Origin of the sequence: Paenibacillus sp. LHD-38 (genome assembly GCF_031157315.1) — a bacterium.
Taxonomy (GTDB): domain Bacteria; phylum Bacillota; class Bacilli; order Paenibacillales; family Paenibacillaceae; genus Pristimantibacillus.
Genome location: NZ_JAVIFU010000015.1, coordinates 124181 through 141441 on the forward strand (window position 1 = coordinate 124181; position 17261 = coordinate 141441).

Below are 17261 nucleotides of genomic sequence, written 5' to 3' on the forward strand. Positions count from 1 at the left end.
AGGGCCGACTATAATAAAGGTGCGAGGCAAACAAGCAACACCATAAACGAGGAGGTCTTCCCAATGAAAAAGAGATCTACACTTCTTGCCACAATGTTAGTATCTATTATGCTCGTTGTATCCGCATGCGGCTCTAACGGCAACGCGGAAACGAACAAAAACACAGGCACAAACAACAGCACTAATACTCCTGCCGAAGCAACTGAACCGCCTGCAGAAGCGAAGGATGTAACCTTGTCTCTCCGCCATACTCAAATTAAAGAAACGAGCAAAACTCGTTTGAAAATTCTTGAAGATGTCGTTGCAAAAACCCAGGAAGAAAACAAAGGCCTAACCTTCAAGCTTGAAGGCATTGATGAAATCGTTAACCGCGATCAAAAGCTGAAAGCTGAAATGGCAGCCGGCAATCCTCCTGATATTTTTGAAGTATTCGGCGGTGCGGATCTCAAGCTTTATGTAAAAGCAAACCGCATGCTGGACTTGACTCCCATTATTGATGAGCTTGGCCTTAAAGACAAGTTCGCAAGCTTGGATGAGTTCACAATAGACGGCAAAGTATACGGGCTTCCTTTCGGCGGCTATAGCGAAGCGATTTTCTACAACAAGAAAATTTTCTCCGAGCTGGGCTTGGAAATTCCTACGACATGGGCGCAGCTGCTTGACGTATCCGAAAAAATCAAAGCAGCGGGCTACACGCCGTTCGGTTTGGCAGCTAAAGACGGCTGGGTTAACGGCATGTTGTGGAATACGGTTATGGAACGCAACGTAGGTATTGATGCATTCAGCAAAGTCGTATCCGGCGAAGCGAAATGGACAGATGAAAACTTCGTAAAAGGTTTTGCTTCTTATGCAGAGCTTGTTAACAAAGATTATTTCACAAAAGGCGCTCTAGGTCTTGCTTATGCTGACCAAGGTGCACAGTTGCTATCGGGTAAGGCAGCAATGGTATTTACAGGAACTTGGGATGCAAACCGCTTCTCCGGCGACGAAGCTGGCGACCTGAAAGGTCAAATCGGTTACTTCGCATTCCCGTCCATCGATGGCGGAGCCGGCGACCAAACTTCAATCAATGCTTCGTACTCGAACGGCTTTGGTTTCTCTGCAAACCTAAATGAAGATCAAGTAGCAGCAGCTAAGAAATTTATCGCTAACTTCTTCACGGAAGAAGTTCAAAAACGTACGTTGGTTGAAGACAAATTGCTTCCTTCCATGAAGCTTAGCGACCTATCCGGCGTAGACCCGCTTACAACTGAAATCTTGACGGTAATGGCGAATGCCTCTTCCTCTTGGAAAGCGTATGATGCGATCGTTCAACCAGCAGTTGGCGCTGATGTAAACGTTGGCATCCAAGAGCTAATCGGTAAAGTAACCACACCGGAAAAAGTAGCGGAAAAAATTCAAGCGTCGCAAGATAAAGCTAACGCAGCGAAGTAATTGCGAGACATTACAATCGATCCTGATGGGCGAGAGGGTGTCCTTCCTTCCAGGAGGACACCCTTTTTTCACGCCAGGATAAAAGGAGGACATTATGAACAGAGCACTCAAAAATCCGATTACTTACGTGGCGTTCATTATTCCGACGCTTGCTTTATACGCTTTATTTTTCGTATACCCAGTCATCGTTTCCTTTTTCTACGGCTTCTTTCGTTGGGACGGCATTACCGAGAAGGTGTTCATCGGTTTCGATAACTTTACGAGACTTTGGCAGGATGAGGTTTTTAGAAAAGCACTTGTAAACAATTTTTACTTTATGGCGTTTTCCTTAATCGTGAACATTCCGCTCGTCTTCCTGATTTCGATTATTATCAGCAAAGTTAGACGGATGCGTGACTTTTACAAATCGGCCGTATTCGTGCCGGTTGTTATATCGACAGCAACGGTAGCGATTTTGTTCGGGGTGCTGTACAACTATGATTCGGGCTTGATCAACCAGTTTATCCGCCTCGTTGCGCCGGAAGACTGGGCACGTGAGTGGTTGTCCGATCCAAAGCTTGCCATGCTTTCGATTCTGATTGCAAACGCATGGCAAAATATCGGCTTCTTCATTGTCCTTTGTTTGGCAGCGATTCTAAACATTCCGAAAGAGATTGTCGAAGCCTCCAAGCTGGACGGCGTAAACGGCTGGCAGGAAACATGGTCCATTACATTGCCGCTCGTTAGGCCGATCCTGTTCGTCATGCTGCTTCTCACGGTTTCGGGAACGATGAAGGTGCTTGATATCGTGCAAATTATGACAAACGGCGGCCCGTTTCAATCCACGGAGGTTATGTCAACTTATATGCTTAAGGTAGGCTTCCGTTCGCTGGAGCTTGGTTACGGCAGCGCGATCGGGGTCGCGATGTTCATTATTATTTTAGTGCTAACCGGTATTTTGCAACGCATCACGAAAAGCGAGGAGGTGCAATACTGATGGAACGTTCCCGTAATTCTCAATGGTGGATGCATACCTTTTTATTTGGTTATGTCATCGTATTGCTTTTCCCTCTGCTGTGGCTGTTTATGTCATCATTCAAAACGAATCGCGAAATTACAATGAATACATGGGCTCTGCCAAAAAGCTTCAATTTCGATAACTATGTTGCTGCTTGGCAAACCGCGAATATCGGAAAATACGCTTTGAACAGCGGAATTGTAACGATTGGTGCATGTGTGCTTACGCTGCTGTTCGCCGCCATGACCTCGTTTGCGATTGCCCGGATGAAATACAAGAAAACGAATAAAGCAATCTATCAATTTATACTTCTCGGCTTAATCGTCCCTCCAGGAGCGCTGTTTATTCCTTTGTATCGCTTAGTGCAAGGCATTAAAGTATTCGGAGAACCATTGTACAATACGCATTGGTCATTAATTTTGGTATACTGCACATATGCGCTGCCTATAACCGTCTTTATTATTTATGCCTTTATGCTCTCGATACCGAATGAGCTGGAGGAAGCGGGCATCGTGGACGGGCTCGGCGCTACGGGACTGTTTTTCAAGGTCATTATTCCGATCTCTTTGCCGGCGCTTGTTACCGTGTTTATTTTGAATTTTATTTCCAATTGGAACGAATATATTTTATCCCAGCTTTTTATAACGTCTGAATCTCTCAAAACGCTCCCAACGGGTATGGCAACCTTTAATGATGGTTACCGCACGAACTTTGCATCGCTTTCGGCTGCTGTAATTATAAGCATTATTCCGGTTCTTGCCGTGTATGTTTTCTTGCAGCGCCAAATTATTGAAGGCATGACGGCTGGAAGCGTAAAGGGGTAAAGAAAGAAGGAGCCTGCTAGATGAACCTGAGACCGAAGTTGATGCTTGCTTTTATATTCCTGATCGTCATCCCGATGATCGGCCTCGGCATATTCTCCTTTATTAATTCAGAGACGCTGCTCGAGAAAAAATATAGCGAGCAAACAGAAATTTCCCTCAGGGCGGTAGGCGGGAACATCCGTTATTTCTTCCGTGAGCTGGATCAGCTGTCTGACGGTAACCTGACGAGCTCAGAGGTCCAGGATACGCTCAAATACAGCACTTATACATCAAACGATGCCAGTACTCTGATTGCGATCAACCAGGCCGAAAAAGAAATGAAGAGGATATTGTTTCAGCATCCCGCGGTAAGCTTCGTTGTGCTGTACGCGAAGGATGGCACGATGTTTCGATCGTACCGCAATGATCCGACGACATTCAAGCCGATTTCGTTCGACATGCTGAAGGCTCATTCCACCTATAAGGAAGTGCTGGAGCTTGGGGGACGGCCGCTCTGGATCGGTCCTTATGAGCAGCGGGAGCTTACGGGCGTTGAGCCGCCGCTATTCACGCAAATGCGCGTGGTTAAGGATATCGAGACGTTCAACGATCTTGGCGTCATGATTACGCAGTACAAAACGGAAGAGATTTCTGCCATGCTCAAGGCTTTCCAAAACCCGCAGGCGGATGCTGCTGAAACCAGATATTTGATCGTGAATAAAACGGGTCTCATCATGCTGGACAGCAAAAGCGAGTTTGACGGACACAACATTAATGAACAGACGGACTCGCTGCCGCAGCAAACGAATAATTATAACAGCTCCAGAGTGGAGTTTGAGGGGGTAGACAGCTTAGTCTCCTCCTATCAATTGGACCGGAACGAATGGATTCTCGTATCGGTAAAGCCATGGAACTCACTCACGAATGAAAATGTAAGGTTTGTGCAATGGATCGGCATGATTACCGTGCTTGGTTTGTTGTCTGCGGTGCTGTTTAACGTCTTTTTTGTCAATCGGGTGGCCAAATCGATCATTAAGGTTGTTCGCAAAATGAGATTGGTCGAGCAGGGGCTGCTCGATATTCGCGTAACTGCCCAAGGCAAGGATGAAACGGTATTGCTCGCCAACAGCTTCAACAGTATGGTCGAGAGGATCGGCAACCTCCTGAGCGAGGTGAGAAGAGAGCAGGCCCGCAAGCAGCATGCGGAAATGATGCTGATGCAGGCTCAGATCAAGCCTCATTTTCTATTTAATACGCTGGAGTCGATTAATGCGCTTGCCGCACAAAACGAAGGCGCAAAAATCATGCTTATGGTACGCAGGTTAAGCAATCTGCTCCGCACAAGCATGCACCATACCGAAGAAATAAGAATTAATCAAGAAATCGAACATGTGCGAAGCTATTTGGAAATTCAAAAGTATCGTTTCGAGGAGCTATTTTCATATGAGCTGAATGTTCCGGCAGAGGCTTTGGAATATACGATATTGAAGCTTACGCTTCAACCGCTCGTAGAAAACAGCATTCAGCACGGGTTTGACGGCTATGAAGACGGGCAAGGAAAAATAGAAATAGAGGTCATAACGGAGCCGTATCAAATCGTTATTATGGTTCGTGATAACGGACTAGGCATGAGCGCGAGTGTGCTAAATAAGCTGGCTGCGGGCTCTGACCCTTCCAGTAAGCTGTCAAATGCGGCGGAGATTGGAGAAAGAAGAGGACTCGGACTGCGAAATGTTGCAGATCGCTTACGTATTCACTACGGTCCGGCTTTTGGTTTATGGATTTGTAGTCAAGAGGGCAGCGGTACCGTTATTCGTTGTGTAATTCCGAAAAGCAGAGGTGATCAGCCATGACGGGTAGAGTGCTCTTAGTTGACGATGAGGCACATATAACGAGAAACTTAGAAAAAGTTATCCCCTGGGAAATGCTTGGGCTTACCGTTGGCGGCACGGCCAAAAACGGGGTGGAAGCGCTGGAGCTTATGGAACAGCAAGCCTTTGATTTATTGCTATGCGATATTCGGATGCCGGTGATGGACGGCTTGGAATTGGTGCGTCATATCCGTGATAAGGCGATGCCATGCGATATCATTATGCTGTCAGGCTATCAGGATTTTGCTTATACGCGAACGGCTATTCAATTCGGCGTCAATGATTACGTATTGAAACCGATTCCGTATGATGAGCTGACCGGCGTCATTGCGAGAATCATGTCCAGTCAGCGGAGCAAGCAGAAGCAGCTGCAGGAAGAGAAGCAGAAGCTGGGCCGCATGATCGATTTGGCGAGTGAGAAAATTTTATATGACATTATTATGGATTATACCGACGTTACGGCAGATCATTGGCTGCTGACCGGAGACGAACAGCAGCTGAAGCAGCAGCAGTTCGTCTTAATCGTGCTTGATCTCGATGTAAGCTCCGAGAAAACGAAGGACTGGCGGGATTGGTCGGATAAAGAGCGGAAGCTGTGGAATTTTGCCGTCTGCAACGTGCTGCGAGAAAGGCTGCAGCAAAATGGGCTGCATCATGCGGTCATTCAGATCCGTGACGGGGAATGGTGCGTGCTGATCGAAACGGAAAAAACAGCAGCCTATGATTTTGCGAAGATTAAGGAATGGGCAGAAATGCTGCTGACAGCCATTAAGAGCCATGTCAAGCTATCCTTGTTTGCAGGGATATATCGGGAGTTTGCAGCGGTTGCTGATTTGTCTCAGGCTTATAAGCTTGTTCAGCAGGGCATGCAGCTAACGCCTGTTCATGACATTATTGCGGTATATCCGTCTGAGCAGCAGAAATCATCGCAAGCGGATCAGGCGTTTTGGGATACCGCCGAGAAAATTATCGGTGCGGTTAAGCGCGGTGACTCGATTGGCGTAGATATCGAGCTTCAAGGTATAACGGTGCTTTTGCAGCGTATGAATGAGCCATCGCTTAACCGTGTCAAGCCGCTTCTGCATTTCTTTGTGCTGCATCTGATGCGGGAAATGAAGGAGATGGGCGTTTTCTCGCGCGAGCAGGAGGATATGCTGTGGCGCCGATTGGATCGCCGTTTCGGGATCAAGGATTTGTTGTCGGTCATCCGCCAGGTAACGAATACCGTATCGGATAAATCGATGGATAAGAAAAAACAGTCGGAGCGTTCGATGACGGAGGCAAAGGCCTTTCTGGACCGCAATCTGTATCGTGACCTCAGCGTGGAGGAGACGGCTACCCATGTGGGTTTGAGCACCTCCTATTTTAGCCTTTTGTTTAAACAAACGTTTGGCGAAACGTTTATTGAATATGTAACTCGGCAGAGGATGGAACGCGCAAAGGCGATGCTTGCGGAAACGGCAAAGAGCGTGGCTCAAATTGCGAAGGAAGTCGGTTATGCGGAGCGGCGTTATTTTACAAAGGTATTTATGAAATATACAGGGGAGAATCCGACGGACTACCGGAACAGGCGCCAAGAAGGCGCGCAAGCCGGCGAGGATTTGATTGAACCTATGTATTAAGGGTTGGAATGCGGAAGGGATGGGGAAGGAATTGACGAAAGAGCGTGAGTGGCAAAGCTGGAGCCTGAAGAAAAAGATTGGTCAATTATTTGTGTTTGGATTTCATGGCTATGAGCCGACCGAGCAAATGAAGAAGCTTATTGCAGCGAACGGCATTGGCGGAACGATCTATTTCTCCCGCAATGTGAAGGATGCGAAGCAGGTGCATAAGCTGAGCGGAGAGCTTCAAAGCCTTGCAAAGCATGCGGGAAGCCCGCCTTTATTCGTTGCCATTGACCAAGAGGGCGGCATGGTCGCGAGATTGGTGAAAGGCGTAACGCTTATGCCCGGCAATATGGCGCTAGGAGCGGCGGGTCTTGCAGAGGGAGCTCGTGAGACGGCGCGTATTTGCGGTGAAGAGCTCAGGCAATTGGGCATAACGATGAATTATGCGCCCTGTATCGATGTGAACAACAATCCCGAGAATCCAGTCATTAACGTGCGCTCATACAGCGATCGCTCGGATGTGGTTGCAGAGCTTGGCGCTGCTGCCGTTGCAGGTTATCAAGCTGCTAGAGTAGCAGCGACAGTTAAGCATTTTCCGGGACACGGCGATACGGCGGTCGATTCTCACCATGCGCTCCCTATCCTGCTTCACGGACGCGAACGCTTGGATGCAATTGAGCTAAAACCGTTCCGAGCGGCAATCGAAGCAGGAACGGATTGTATCATGACCGCACATGTTTGCTTGCCGGCGCTGGATCCTTCCGGAGAGCCCTCCACCTTGTCGGAGGAAGTGATAACCGGTTTGCTGCGCAAGGAGCTGGGTTATGACGGGGTTGTCGTAACTGATTGCCTGGAGATGGATGCTATCGATAAAAGCTATGGTCCGGAGCAAGGCGCGATCAAGGCGATTCGAGCAGGAGCTGACATGGTGCTGATCAGCCACACGTTTGAGAAGCAATGGGCTGCGTTAGAAGCCGTTGCTGCCGCGGTTGAGAAAGGTGATCTTACTGAGGCGCGCATTAACGAGGCGCTTGATCGGATCATGATGCTCAAGAAGAAGCTTGAGCTGGATGAGCCGCTGCTGCCGTGGACACAGGTCGAAGAGGCTATAGGTACCGAGGCGAATAAAGCAGCGGCGAGACGATGGAGCGAAGCCTCTGTAACGTTGGTTAAAAATGAGGGCAGCTTGCTGCCGATCAGCCGCAGCGAAAGCACGCTTGTGCTATGGCCGGAAATCGTACCGGTATCGGTAGCTGATGAGATGCTATCGGGTGACGGCTCGTTAGGCAGCTTCCTTACGGAGCTTGGCGCGAATGTAGTTGAGCGACAGATGAACGGGGTTAACCCGCTGGCTGATCTGGAGTGCTTCTCACAAATCGTTGTTGTAACCTACGACGCTTCGAAGCATCCTTTAGAGCGGGATATTGCATGCGAGGCCGTACGGCTTGCGCCGGATCGGACCATAGCCGTATCGGTTAGAAATCCGCTGGATTTATTGCTGTACCCGGACGTGAAAGCCTATCTGGCAGTGTATGAATGCAGGCCGCTAGCGCTTGCAGCAGCTGCGAAAGCCCTGCTTGGTGACCTTGAGCCGACGGGCAAGCTGCCTTTAGAGATTTCGGCAGCATACCCGTTTGGCTGGAGTGCGGCAGCCAACGGATAATAGTTGCTTTGCCGTCCCCATCAGCGTGTTTAGACTGTCGAGAAATCTCGGCAGTCTTTTTTTTGTGCTGCTAGATGCCGTTGCTGGAGAAACTTCATTACTGCTTAGAGAAAGCGCGCTTTTCGTGCCATGCGCTGCCGAAACTGCAGTGAAGCTCAATGGAGCACGCTTTTCGCGCCATATGTTGAAATAGCTGCAATGAGTTTAGTGAAAGCATGCTTTTCGAACTAAACGTTGCTGAAACTGCGCTGTAACTCAAAGGAGCCCCTTTTCACGCAATACGTTGCCGAAATTGCAAAGCAGCTCAACGGAGCATCCATTTCGCGCCATGTCCTCCAGAAACTGAAACTGCAATGTAGTTCAAAGGAAGCTCGTTTTTCCCAGCCTACGTTGCAGAAACTGCACTGTAGCACACCAGACCATGCGCTGCATTACTCGCTGAATAGGTGTGTGATAGTTTGCTGCCGAATTGAGGAGGCCGTGCAGCGGGAGTGCAGCTAGGTTTGCGAGGCGGCATTCTGGTGTCGTACGTTGTACTTTGTGCAACAGAAATCTTACATGGGTGCAAATGATGGGGCTACGCTGCAGAAAATGCAATAGAATCAAAGAATGGACGAGCAAATTGGGGGTTCCCACGCGATTCTATTGCAGAAACTGCAATGTAGTTCAACGGAAGCTCGTTTTTCCCAGCCTACGTTGCAGAAACTGCACTGTAGCACATCAGCCCATGCGCTGCGTTACTCGCTGAATAGGTGTGTGATAGTTTGCTGCCGAATTGAGGAGGCGTTGCAGCGGGAGTGCAGCTAGGTTTGCGAGGCGGAATGCCGATGTCGTACGTTGTACTTTGTGCAACAGAAATCTTACATGGGTGCAAATGATGGGGCTACGCTGCAGAAAATGCAATAGAATCAAAGAATGGACGAGCAAAATGGGGGTTCCCACGCGATTCTATTGCAGAAACTGCACTGTAGCACAACGGAAGCACGCTTTTCGCATCATACGTTTCAGAAACTGCACTGTAGCACAACGGAAGCACGCTTTTCGCATCATATGTTGCAGAAACTGCACTGTAGCACAACGGAAGCACGCTTTTCGCATCATACGTTGCAGAAACTGCACTGTAGCACATCAGCCCATACGCTGCATTATTTGCGCTGAATAGGTGTGTGATAGTTTGCTGCCGAATTGAGGAGGCCGTGCAGCGGGAGTGCAGCTAGGTTTGCGAGGCGGAATGCCGATGTCGTACGTTGTACTTTGTGCAACAGAAACCTTACATGGGATGCAAATGATGGGGCTATGCAGCAGAAAAGATCACTCGAAGCCAGCCGTACAGCTTCGAATGATTACCTTCCCTCCTACTGTCCAATCAGATTGGAATAGGTTAAATCATGTAAAATATAAGCCAAGAAAAAGATAACGCAAGGATTCTCAAAGCGATGCTGTACTTTTACAAGCTGATTATAGTAGGTATCCGCGTAATGAGGATTATTGCGCATTTCTAGGCTTGCTTTAATGAGCGCGTCCAGCTTGTCAGCGATATCGACCATTTCTCCGACATAGTCATCGGATTTACTGTGCGCAATGAACTCGAACATCTCCGCATGGAAAAACTCAGGCAGCTTGTTAATCATAAAATGAGCGGTTTCTTTCTCGTATTGTTCGAAAGCTAGCTTGATTTCCGGATTGTTGTGTTTAAAGTTCGAAACGACGTCACCGGAGAGCGCCTCTACCAAATATCTATATCAAATGACATGTACAAAAATAAAGAAATTCATAAAAACCGCGTCATATCACATAGATTTATGAATTTTAAGGGTGTACATAATGTAGTACTTGTACAAAAAGACAAAGAAGAGAATAAGAGTTGCACATAATGGGAAATCGAGCTTTAGAATCGATTGAATAAATGGAACATTGATCTCAAACATCTCATTCAAACGGACAATGGCAATAAAATCATATATATGGAGTAACCCTTAGGCTCTTATTTGTTTGAGGTCAATCCTTAATGAACAATAAGGATATGGAATTTTAAACGAGGGATAATAACTAAAAACTTCGATAGTATATGTCTAAGATTAAAAAGGAGTCCATTTATGGAGACCGCTGCAAAAGTAGTGTTTTTGGAAAAACCAAAGAATTTAGGGGTTAAATATGTCTCCCTATATGCGAAACGAGCCTTAGAAGCGATTCTAGAGGCTCGTTTTTTTTAATCTCTTTTGTTGTTCTGAACAAAATGGACTTTTGCAGGGCTCTCTTTATGGGCTCCTTTTTTTGCGATCAGTAGTAAGCAGGATAGCTGTATCCGTTTTCGGACTGACGCTCCTAAAACAGATTGTGAATTAGTTTTGCGTGCAACCTTTCTGCAGACAATATACTCAACAAAACTTTTCCTCCACAGTCAACCTACTCACCGTCTTTAGACTCCATTCTCGTAAAAGTATGATTAATTATTTTTAATAAAATTTAAACAAGTTCTATATTATCACTAACAAAAAATAACGAAAAAAATATCAGGAACGACAAAAAACATTCCGAAAATGAAAATAAAATAACTAAAATATAATTTAATATACTTAAATACATTATAAGGTATATGTTGTAATTTATTGAATAATGTGTTTTACTATTAATAAGTTTCGTTACTGACCAGAGTAAGCCACTTGTGTTTTGAAGGGAGAAATCATGAACACAATAATTGAAATGAATCCAGATCAAAATTTCAAATTCGTAGCTGAACCAATAAAGCTTAAATGGATGAAATTAAGGAATAAAAAGCATCCTGAAGAGAAAGAACTGATGGTTATTTCACTGATGGATAAACGAAGCGGTTGTAAAGTTATTCATCCAATCTCAGAGTTTATTATTTCAAAGTGGTCGAATCATAAAATTAATACCATGAGAAAACCCGCCAATGTAGTCGTACCTTTTTTGAATTTTTTGGTGACCAACGCACGTGAGTTCGATCTTAATTCACTTGCTGGATTGAAAATTTCCCACGGAAATCAATATTTAAATCAAATGGTGTCAAAAAATTTAGCCTATAAAACCGTTAAAGAGGCTGAACGAACCTTAACTCACTTTTACTTATTTCTCGCTAAAAAAGAAGTGTTGAGTAATGTGCCATTAACCACTTTTGTGAAAAGGGAAAGTACATACGGCGGCTCATATGTTGAGTCTATCTTCAATCCTATATATCCCCCAATACGTGCAAACGAAGTAGAACACATTCTGCCTTATCAATATATAGCGATGTTTTTAGAAACCGCCATTATGGAGGCTAATCCGATAGCTTTAGGTATTTACCTCCAGTTTTTTGGAGGTCTACGCATGGGAGAAATTGTGAACATAAAGCGGTCAAATATCAAGATAACGCCCACAGGAAGCATGGCAGTCATATTAGAACCACACAGTTTACGAGGAGACTTGCGAGCAACCAATCCTGGAGTAAAAAGAGTGAGAAAACAAAAAATTATAGGCATTTATGATTGGCTAAATCACTTCTACAACAACCATGTTTCTCTCTATAAAGCTATTGATGGCTCCAATGCGTTATTTGTAAATAAAAATGGTAAGGCAATGACCGCTGGCAGCTATCGCCAATTCTTTGAAAAGGCAAAAATGCGTTTTATTAACAATCTAAGATTAGGAAACCACGACCAGGTAATACTTGCGAATCATTTGGACATTACAAAATGGTCAACACATATTGGTCGAGGTACTTTTACAAATTTATTGGCTGAGGAAGCATCAAATCCCAACGACATTGCACAACCAAGAGGAGATAAGGAATTGACATCATCTCTCGCCTATATGTCGGAAACAGAACGAATGAGAAAGAAAATTGAAGAAAAATTTCAGAATATGCACGTAAATTTCATCCCTCTTCTTATTCAACGAAGGAAAAATATGACTAACAATACTGACAATTAACTAAGAGAGGAAGAATAAGTGGAGAAAACATACGTTGAAAGTACGGTTTTGATCGATTGGTTTAACCAAATAGGTATTAGTAACCCTGGTAGACTTTTTAAACGCCTTATTCAATACGAAGTTATAAGTGTCAACAGAAATAACGGCAATCAGATTTCCATTTTACACGAGGATTGCTACTGTATCATGAAAAATTATGAAAAAAATACTAATGATTCAATACGACCAATAGGTTATCTGAGCTTAAGTGAATTGAGGATAAAGTGGGGTTTATCCAGAAATATTGTGTATTCTATTTCAAAGTTACTTAAAAGCACAATGATATTTATGAATGCAGTATTTGTTTCGGTTGATGATGTAAAAGAATACGAGTTAACAAAGCTTAAATTAAGGAAACCCGAACTTAAAGAACATTATGTTAACAGTACGCTTCTCAAAGACTGGTTGATAGATAAGGGTTTCTCTCCCCCCCAAAAAATGTTTACGCAGATTATTAAGAACGGTTTAATAAAGGGGATTGTGAAAAAAGGGAGGTTTTATTTGATTCCGTATGTCGAGTATCAATACTTTATTGATAACTTTGAAGTTTACCATATATTTTCTGTGGATAAATTGGAAACGGGCTGGAAATCAATAAAACCTAAAAATACTATGAGTATCAATGAAGTAGCGAGAAGATGGGGGGTAGTTTATAAATCTGTCTATAAATATATATGGAGTTGTAAACTTAGTAAGCCAATCGAATGTCTAGGAACCTCTTTTATACCAGTTGACGAAGTTTTGGCAGTCGAAAAAGTTAAAGAGAAAAAAAATAAACCAATTACAACCGAAAGCCTACTGGAAAGGTTGAAATTAGAAATTAATGGTACAGAAGCAATTGAAGTTAACAAAAACATTTTTTTTGAATTTTCCTCATTGAAACTTTCTATTAGCAAGGCGTCGATCCGTAAAAAAGCGGATGACACGAGTAAATACATTAAGATCTTTATAGAATGGTTATCGCTTATCAACAAAAAACGGTTTATGCTTTCTGATTCTGAACTTGAATTTCTACTAATGAGGCAGGATATTCCTTCTTATGCGAAAGAAACTATTTCCAAATTTATTGAATACTGCGATAGCGTAAATGACATAAAGAGGAATAAAAAATTTAAAGTCTTTCGGACATCTAAACGTTTCGATTCAAATGAAGAATCAATTTATGAGCCAGAAATTTATGAACGGTACATGTTTTTTGTCCATGATATTGATGTTTTGACGGAAAGATCCTTATTTTCACAACTTCATGCTAATGCATGGTTGTTTATTATTATGCATTTGACTGATGTCTGGCGAGCTCCTGATATTGTAACAAACATGCCTGATGTCGATACAGAAGAGATAGGTATTAGCTCTTTAGAGTGGTTTGATCACAATAAATTATCGATTTATCAAGCCCAGACCATAGTGAATCAGGTTCAATTGAAAATAAAAAATGCAATAGTCAGCAAAACAAAGCAATTACTTAAATTTTATGTAATACCTGATCTGATAATTCCATTTGCAACAGCGGCTGTGCTAAGTGAACTACACCGTCGCGATAAACAACACTCCACTTTGTTAGGAAATCAATTGAAAAATGGATTGAGTGTAAAAAAGAAAAAGGAAATATTCAAAGATTTTCCTACTTTGGTGACGTTTGAATCAAGAAAAATGAATCGAAGTACGCTCACTTATTTATTTTATTCTGTAACTGAAGAAGATGGTCCAGATGCAGACTTGGCCCTCGAATTTAACCGAATAACGCGGTCGCATGTGAAAGATTCAACTTCTCCAGAAATTTATGTAAGGAATACGAATAAGGATGGTTCTCTTAATAGAGTTTCAATTAATGTATTTAGAAGAGGGCATTTTGGTTGGCTGTTCAATTATTTGGTGTTGATGGGTTCGGATCAAACTCAATATGTCCAAGGCATTGAGAATAAAACTGAGCTTATTCAAAGTTTACGAGATCGTTGGAAACCTCATGAAATAGAAGCTTGGGGTATATTCCTAACAAAAAAAATTGAGCAGAAAGAATCGATTATTTTAAAGCTTTCTAAACTTCCAAAGGATATATTCAAAAAAATAATTAGAGACATCCTTAAAGGAGATTTACCTTCGCGTACAGATGGTGGTCAATGTCTAGTGTATCCTGAATGTTCATATCCAAATAAGAAATCATGCATGGATTGTGGGTTATTCATTCCACAATTCTATGTTATGACGGAAGCAGTAGTTGAATTAAAACGATTACGCGATTCAATTACAGATTGCAAATATGAAGCAACCTTGCAAAGGGATACTAAGCGCTTTCTGTATATTTATTTGTTGATTAATGAAGCATATCAAGCGTTCGGTAAAGAATATGTCGATTCATTTATTGATAGGAAAGATTTGAAGAGTTTGGTGGAGGAAATATCACCTTTCTTACAAATGAAAATTTAAATAGCTGGTGATAAGATGCAGGTTCGAAAAAGAGTAGATAAATCAGGAGTTACTCGAATACACTTGCTCGAAAATATTGTTTTTACTTCTGACAAATATGACGACCTTAAAAAAACATTTAATTCTTATAAAGAGTATGGAGTAATAATTGCAAATTCCTTTGAAGATGTTGAATGGAGATACGTAAGTACAGTTCACAACGTCCCACTGAAATTGTTGTATGACTTAGAAGTATACAAGGATCTAAATCTTGCACTAAAAGCTTTCACATTAGCGAGAATTATTAACAATACTGCTGCGGATACGGTATGGCTAGAACAACGGTACTTAAAACGCGCTATACTTGAAACGAACGGTTTTATGAATACCAGCAATCTTGATGCATTATTGCTCTCTGTCTCTGCGCCAGAAGCTTCTAGGCTTGCAAGAACAATAATAATGTTCTCGACGTTTTACAGTATACCTAATATCGATCGAGTCAGAGAGATTTGTGAAAGTCGACCAAATAAAGTTCATGGAAGCAGGAAGTTGCCTGATTTCCAACATGTCATGACATTTGATAAATACATTGATGCATACTTCAATGAATTTCCAGATTCAGATACCAAGACACTCTTTCTACCAATACTTCTTTGGTGGAGAATTACAAACATCTTACCGATGAGACCCAATGAATTTCTCAAACTTAGAAGTGATTGTATCGAAAGAGATCATAATAACCTATTTTGGATTCGAAAACCAATAATCAAGGAATCGAATGTAGAACGAGACGGCGGTGAGGAGACTGGTTATACTAGAGTTCAAATTGATGAATCGACGTACAGCATGATCAGAGATTATAGTATAAAATTAGAATTGTCTGGAATAGTTTCTGAATTTTTAATGCCCTATGAGCTCTACAGATTGCGGGGAAGGAAATCAAGGTGGACACATGCACGGATAGATTTAGATAAATTCAAACAATTACTCAAATGGTTTTATAAGGAAATCATCAATGAGATATATAATATAACAGATATTGATGGAATAAAACCTGGTGATACACGACATTTCGCGATTATCAATATGTTCTTACAAGGATTTAACCCGCTTTCAATTGCTCGAATGGCAGGTCACGATACATTAACGACTCAGGGAGGTTACTTCAATCATTCACTCCATTATGCAGAATCGTTTGTATATCATCTTACCCAAAAGAGACTCGGAGAAAAGATGGAAAAAAAAATATCTGGTGGTTTTATTGGGGACAAAAGAGTTGCCTATGATCGAGGCCTTAGCATGACGTATGAACAGCTCTCAGAACTTAGAAAGGTGGATTTCGGTTATTGTAAGGATACATCTTCAAACTTTCCTGATAATTGTTCCGAAGATTGCCGATCTTGTTCATATTATATATTCAAGCCAAGTATTGACCAATTTCAGAAAGGTGCCATGTGGCTTACGAGTTATTCACGAGAATATGGCAAACTAATTGAGTCGACAATAAAGGAAATTTTCCATATTGGAAAGCTGGCTGAAAAAATAAACGAGTCAAAAATCGATGCGGAACTTAAAATTAAGGCGAGGTATCTAGGAGCATTGATGGATCATAAAGCAATTGTAGATGCAAAGCGTTTGGAGTCAGAAATGTATGACTAAGGGCAAAAGAACAGTAAAGAAAATAGAAAAAAATAATAACAAATCGCTCACCCCTAAAAAAGAGCGAGGAAGAGCTGAAGATTTCCCCGTAGATCTCTTGAAGGAACTAGCTTTGAAAATGAAAAGTGAATTAAATGGGGCAAAATTAACCTATTTAGGATTACAAAAAAAAACAGGGATTGGCAGAAACACATGGGCACGTAAAATACCAGGCTTTATAGACGAATTGAATAAACCCATCATTAGTTACCGAACGTTGTCTGAAAAAGATGAAGTTTATTTACCTAATATGGCTAAACTAATAGAAGTTTTCGGTGATAATAAAATCAAGTTATTAGAGGAGTTAACAAAGGTAGAGTTAATTATACAAAAAATATATTCAGAGCTTTTGGAGTCAGAAAAAGAGCTTGAACGCAATCTGAAATATAAACAAGAATATGAACGGCTGTCGGAAAAAAAGAACATATATCAACAACAAGCTGCCCATTACGAGGAACTTTACAAACGGCACGTTGTTTCTAGCTCATTTGAACATCTTAGAAAGGAAAGGGGCATTCAGAACAATATACTAGATTTCGATAAAGACATAAAGCAAAATACACAGATAAAAAATCTTCACCAGTTCTTTCCTGAGACTATAGACAAGATAAATGAAAGTTTGCTTGAAAAAGAACATCAAGTAAAAAAAGAGAATTTTGAATATTTGAAAGAACTTGCTCCAGGATTATTAGAGGATGAGTGAAAACCGTTAACTATACCTACAGAAGAAGCACTCCACAACGTTTACAACGTTAAAGAATGCTTCTTTTTTATTTCTTTGTAGAATGAATAACTATACTCTTATAACAA

At 42.4% G+C, this 17261-nt stretch carries 11 protein-coding genes; 10 read left to right on the plus strand and 1 reads right to left on the minus strand.

What is annotated here, in order from left to right:
* Positions 1 to 63 precede the first annotated feature (63 nt).
* The 6 genes from RCO25_RS15010 to RCO25_RS15035 all read left to right on the plus strand — a co-directional run bounded on the left by RCO25_RS15010 (position 64) and on the right by RCO25_RS15035 (position 8375).
* A complete protein-coding gene (locus RCO25_RS15010; protein ID WP_308996949.1) occupies positions 64 to 1434 on the plus strand; it encodes an extracellular solute-binding protein in 1371 nt (456 codons plus the stop codon).
* 94 nt (positions 1435 to 1528) lie between these two features.
* Positions 1529 to 2410 carry a carbohydrate ABC transporter permease gene (locus RCO25_RS15015; protein WP_308996950.1) on the plus strand — a complete coding sequence of 294 codons (882 nt, stop codon included), beginning with the start codon at positions 1529 to 1531 and terminating at the stop codon, positions 2408 to 2410.
* A complete protein-coding gene (locus RCO25_RS15020; protein ID WP_308996951.1) occupies positions 2410 to 3255 on the plus strand; it encodes a carbohydrate ABC transporter permease in 846 nt (281 codons plus the stop codon). The genes RCO25_RS15015 and RCO25_RS15020 overlap by 1 nt, the downstream gene beginning before the upstream one ends.
* A gap of 20 nt (positions 3256 to 3275) precedes the next feature.
* On the plus strand, positions 3276 to 5087 hold the full coding sequence (locus RCO25_RS15025; RefSeq protein WP_308996952.1) for a cache domain-containing sensor histidine kinase: 1812 nt from the start codon (positions 3276 to 3278) through the stop codon (positions 5085 to 5087).
* The gene (locus tag RCO25_RS15030; protein ID WP_308996953.1) at positions 5084 to 6727 is read left to right on the plus strand and encodes a response regulator transcription factor; all 1644 of its coding nucleotides are present in this window, start codon (positions 5084 to 5086) and stop codon (positions 6725 to 6727) included. Before RCO25_RS15025 ends, RCO25_RS15030 begins: the two co-directional genes overlap by 4 nt.
* A gap of 31 nt (positions 6728 to 6758) precedes the next feature.
* Positions 6759 to 8375, plus strand: coding sequence for a glycoside hydrolase family 3 protein (locus RCO25_RS15035; protein ID WP_308996954.1), 1617 nt, complete (start codon positions 6759 to 6761; stop codon positions 8373 to 8375).
* A gap of 1355 nt (positions 8376 to 9730) precedes the next feature.
* On the opposite strand, the gene RCO25_RS15040 is transcribed toward RCO25_RS15035, so the two are convergent.
* Positions 9731 to 10108, minus strand: a complete 378-nt coding sequence (locus RCO25_RS15040) for a YfbR-like 5'-deoxynucleotidase (RefSeq protein ID WP_308996955.1) — start codon at positions 10106 to 10108, stop codon at positions 9731 to 9733.
* Between the two features lie 952 nt (positions 10109 to 11060).
* Here RCO25_RS15040 and RCO25_RS15045 point away from each other — a divergent pair.
* The 4 genes from RCO25_RS15045 to RCO25_RS15060 are packed head-to-tail and all read left to right on the plus strand — an operon-like array spanning position 11061 to position 17154.
* Positions 11061 to 12308 carry a hypothetical protein gene (locus RCO25_RS15045; RefSeq protein ID WP_308996956.1) on the plus strand — a complete coding sequence of 416 codons (1248 nt, stop codon included), beginning with the start codon at positions 11061 to 11063 and terminating at the stop codon, positions 12306 to 12308.
* 18 nt (positions 12309 to 12326) lie between these two features.
* Positions 12327 to 14774, plus strand: a complete 2448-nt coding sequence (locus tag RCO25_RS15050) for a hypothetical protein (RefSeq protein WP_308996957.1) — start codon at positions 12327 to 12329, stop codon at positions 14772 to 14774.
* Positions 14775 to 14789: 15 nt separating this feature from the next.
* Positions 14790 to 16412 carry a site-specific integrase gene (locus tag RCO25_RS15055; protein ID WP_308996958.1) on the plus strand — a complete coding sequence of 541 codons (1623 nt, stop codon included), beginning with the start codon at positions 14790 to 14792 and terminating at the stop codon, positions 16410 to 16412.
* Positions 16405 to 17154 (plus strand): hypothetical protein, encoded by a 750-nt coding sequence (locus RCO25_RS15060; protein WP_308996959.1) that lies wholly within the window; start codon positions 16405 to 16407, stop codon positions 17152 to 17154. Before RCO25_RS15055 ends, RCO25_RS15060 begins: the two co-directional genes overlap by 8 nt.
* The last annotated feature ends 107 nt before the right edge of the window (positions 17155 to 17261 follow it).

Bases quoted from the DNA above. Each gene is read 5' to 3' on its own strand.
- RCO25_RS15010 (WP_308996949.1), top strand. From the start codon at position 64: ATGAAAAAGAGATCTACACTTCTTGCCACAATGTTAGTATCTATTATG.
- RCO25_RS15015 (WP_308996950.1), top strand. From the start codon at position 1,529: ATGAACAGAGCACTCAAAAATCCGATTACTTACGTGGCGTTCATTATT.
- RCO25_RS15020 (WP_308996951.1), top strand. From the start codon at position 2,410: ATGGAACGTTCCCGTAATTCTCAATGGTGGATGCATACCTTTTTATTT.
- RCO25_RS15025 (WP_308996952.1), top strand. From the start codon at position 3,276: ATGAACCTGAGACCGAAGTTGATGCTTGCTTTTATATTCCTGATCGTC.
- RCO25_RS15030 (WP_308996953.1), top strand. From the start codon at position 5,084: ATGACGGGTAGAGTGCTCTTAGTTGACGATGAGGCACATATAACGAGA.
- RCO25_RS15045 (WP_308996956.1), top strand. From the start codon at position 11,061: ATGAACACAATAATTGAAATGAATCCAGATCAAAATTTCAAATTCGTA.
- RCO25_RS15055 (WP_308996958.1), top strand. From the start codon at position 14,790: ATGCAGGTTCGAAAAAGAGTAGATAAATCAGGAGTTACTCGAATACAC.
- RCO25_RS15060 (WP_308996959.1), top strand. From the start codon at position 16,405: ATGACTAAGGGCAAAAGAACAGTAAAGAAAATAGAAAAAAATAATAAC.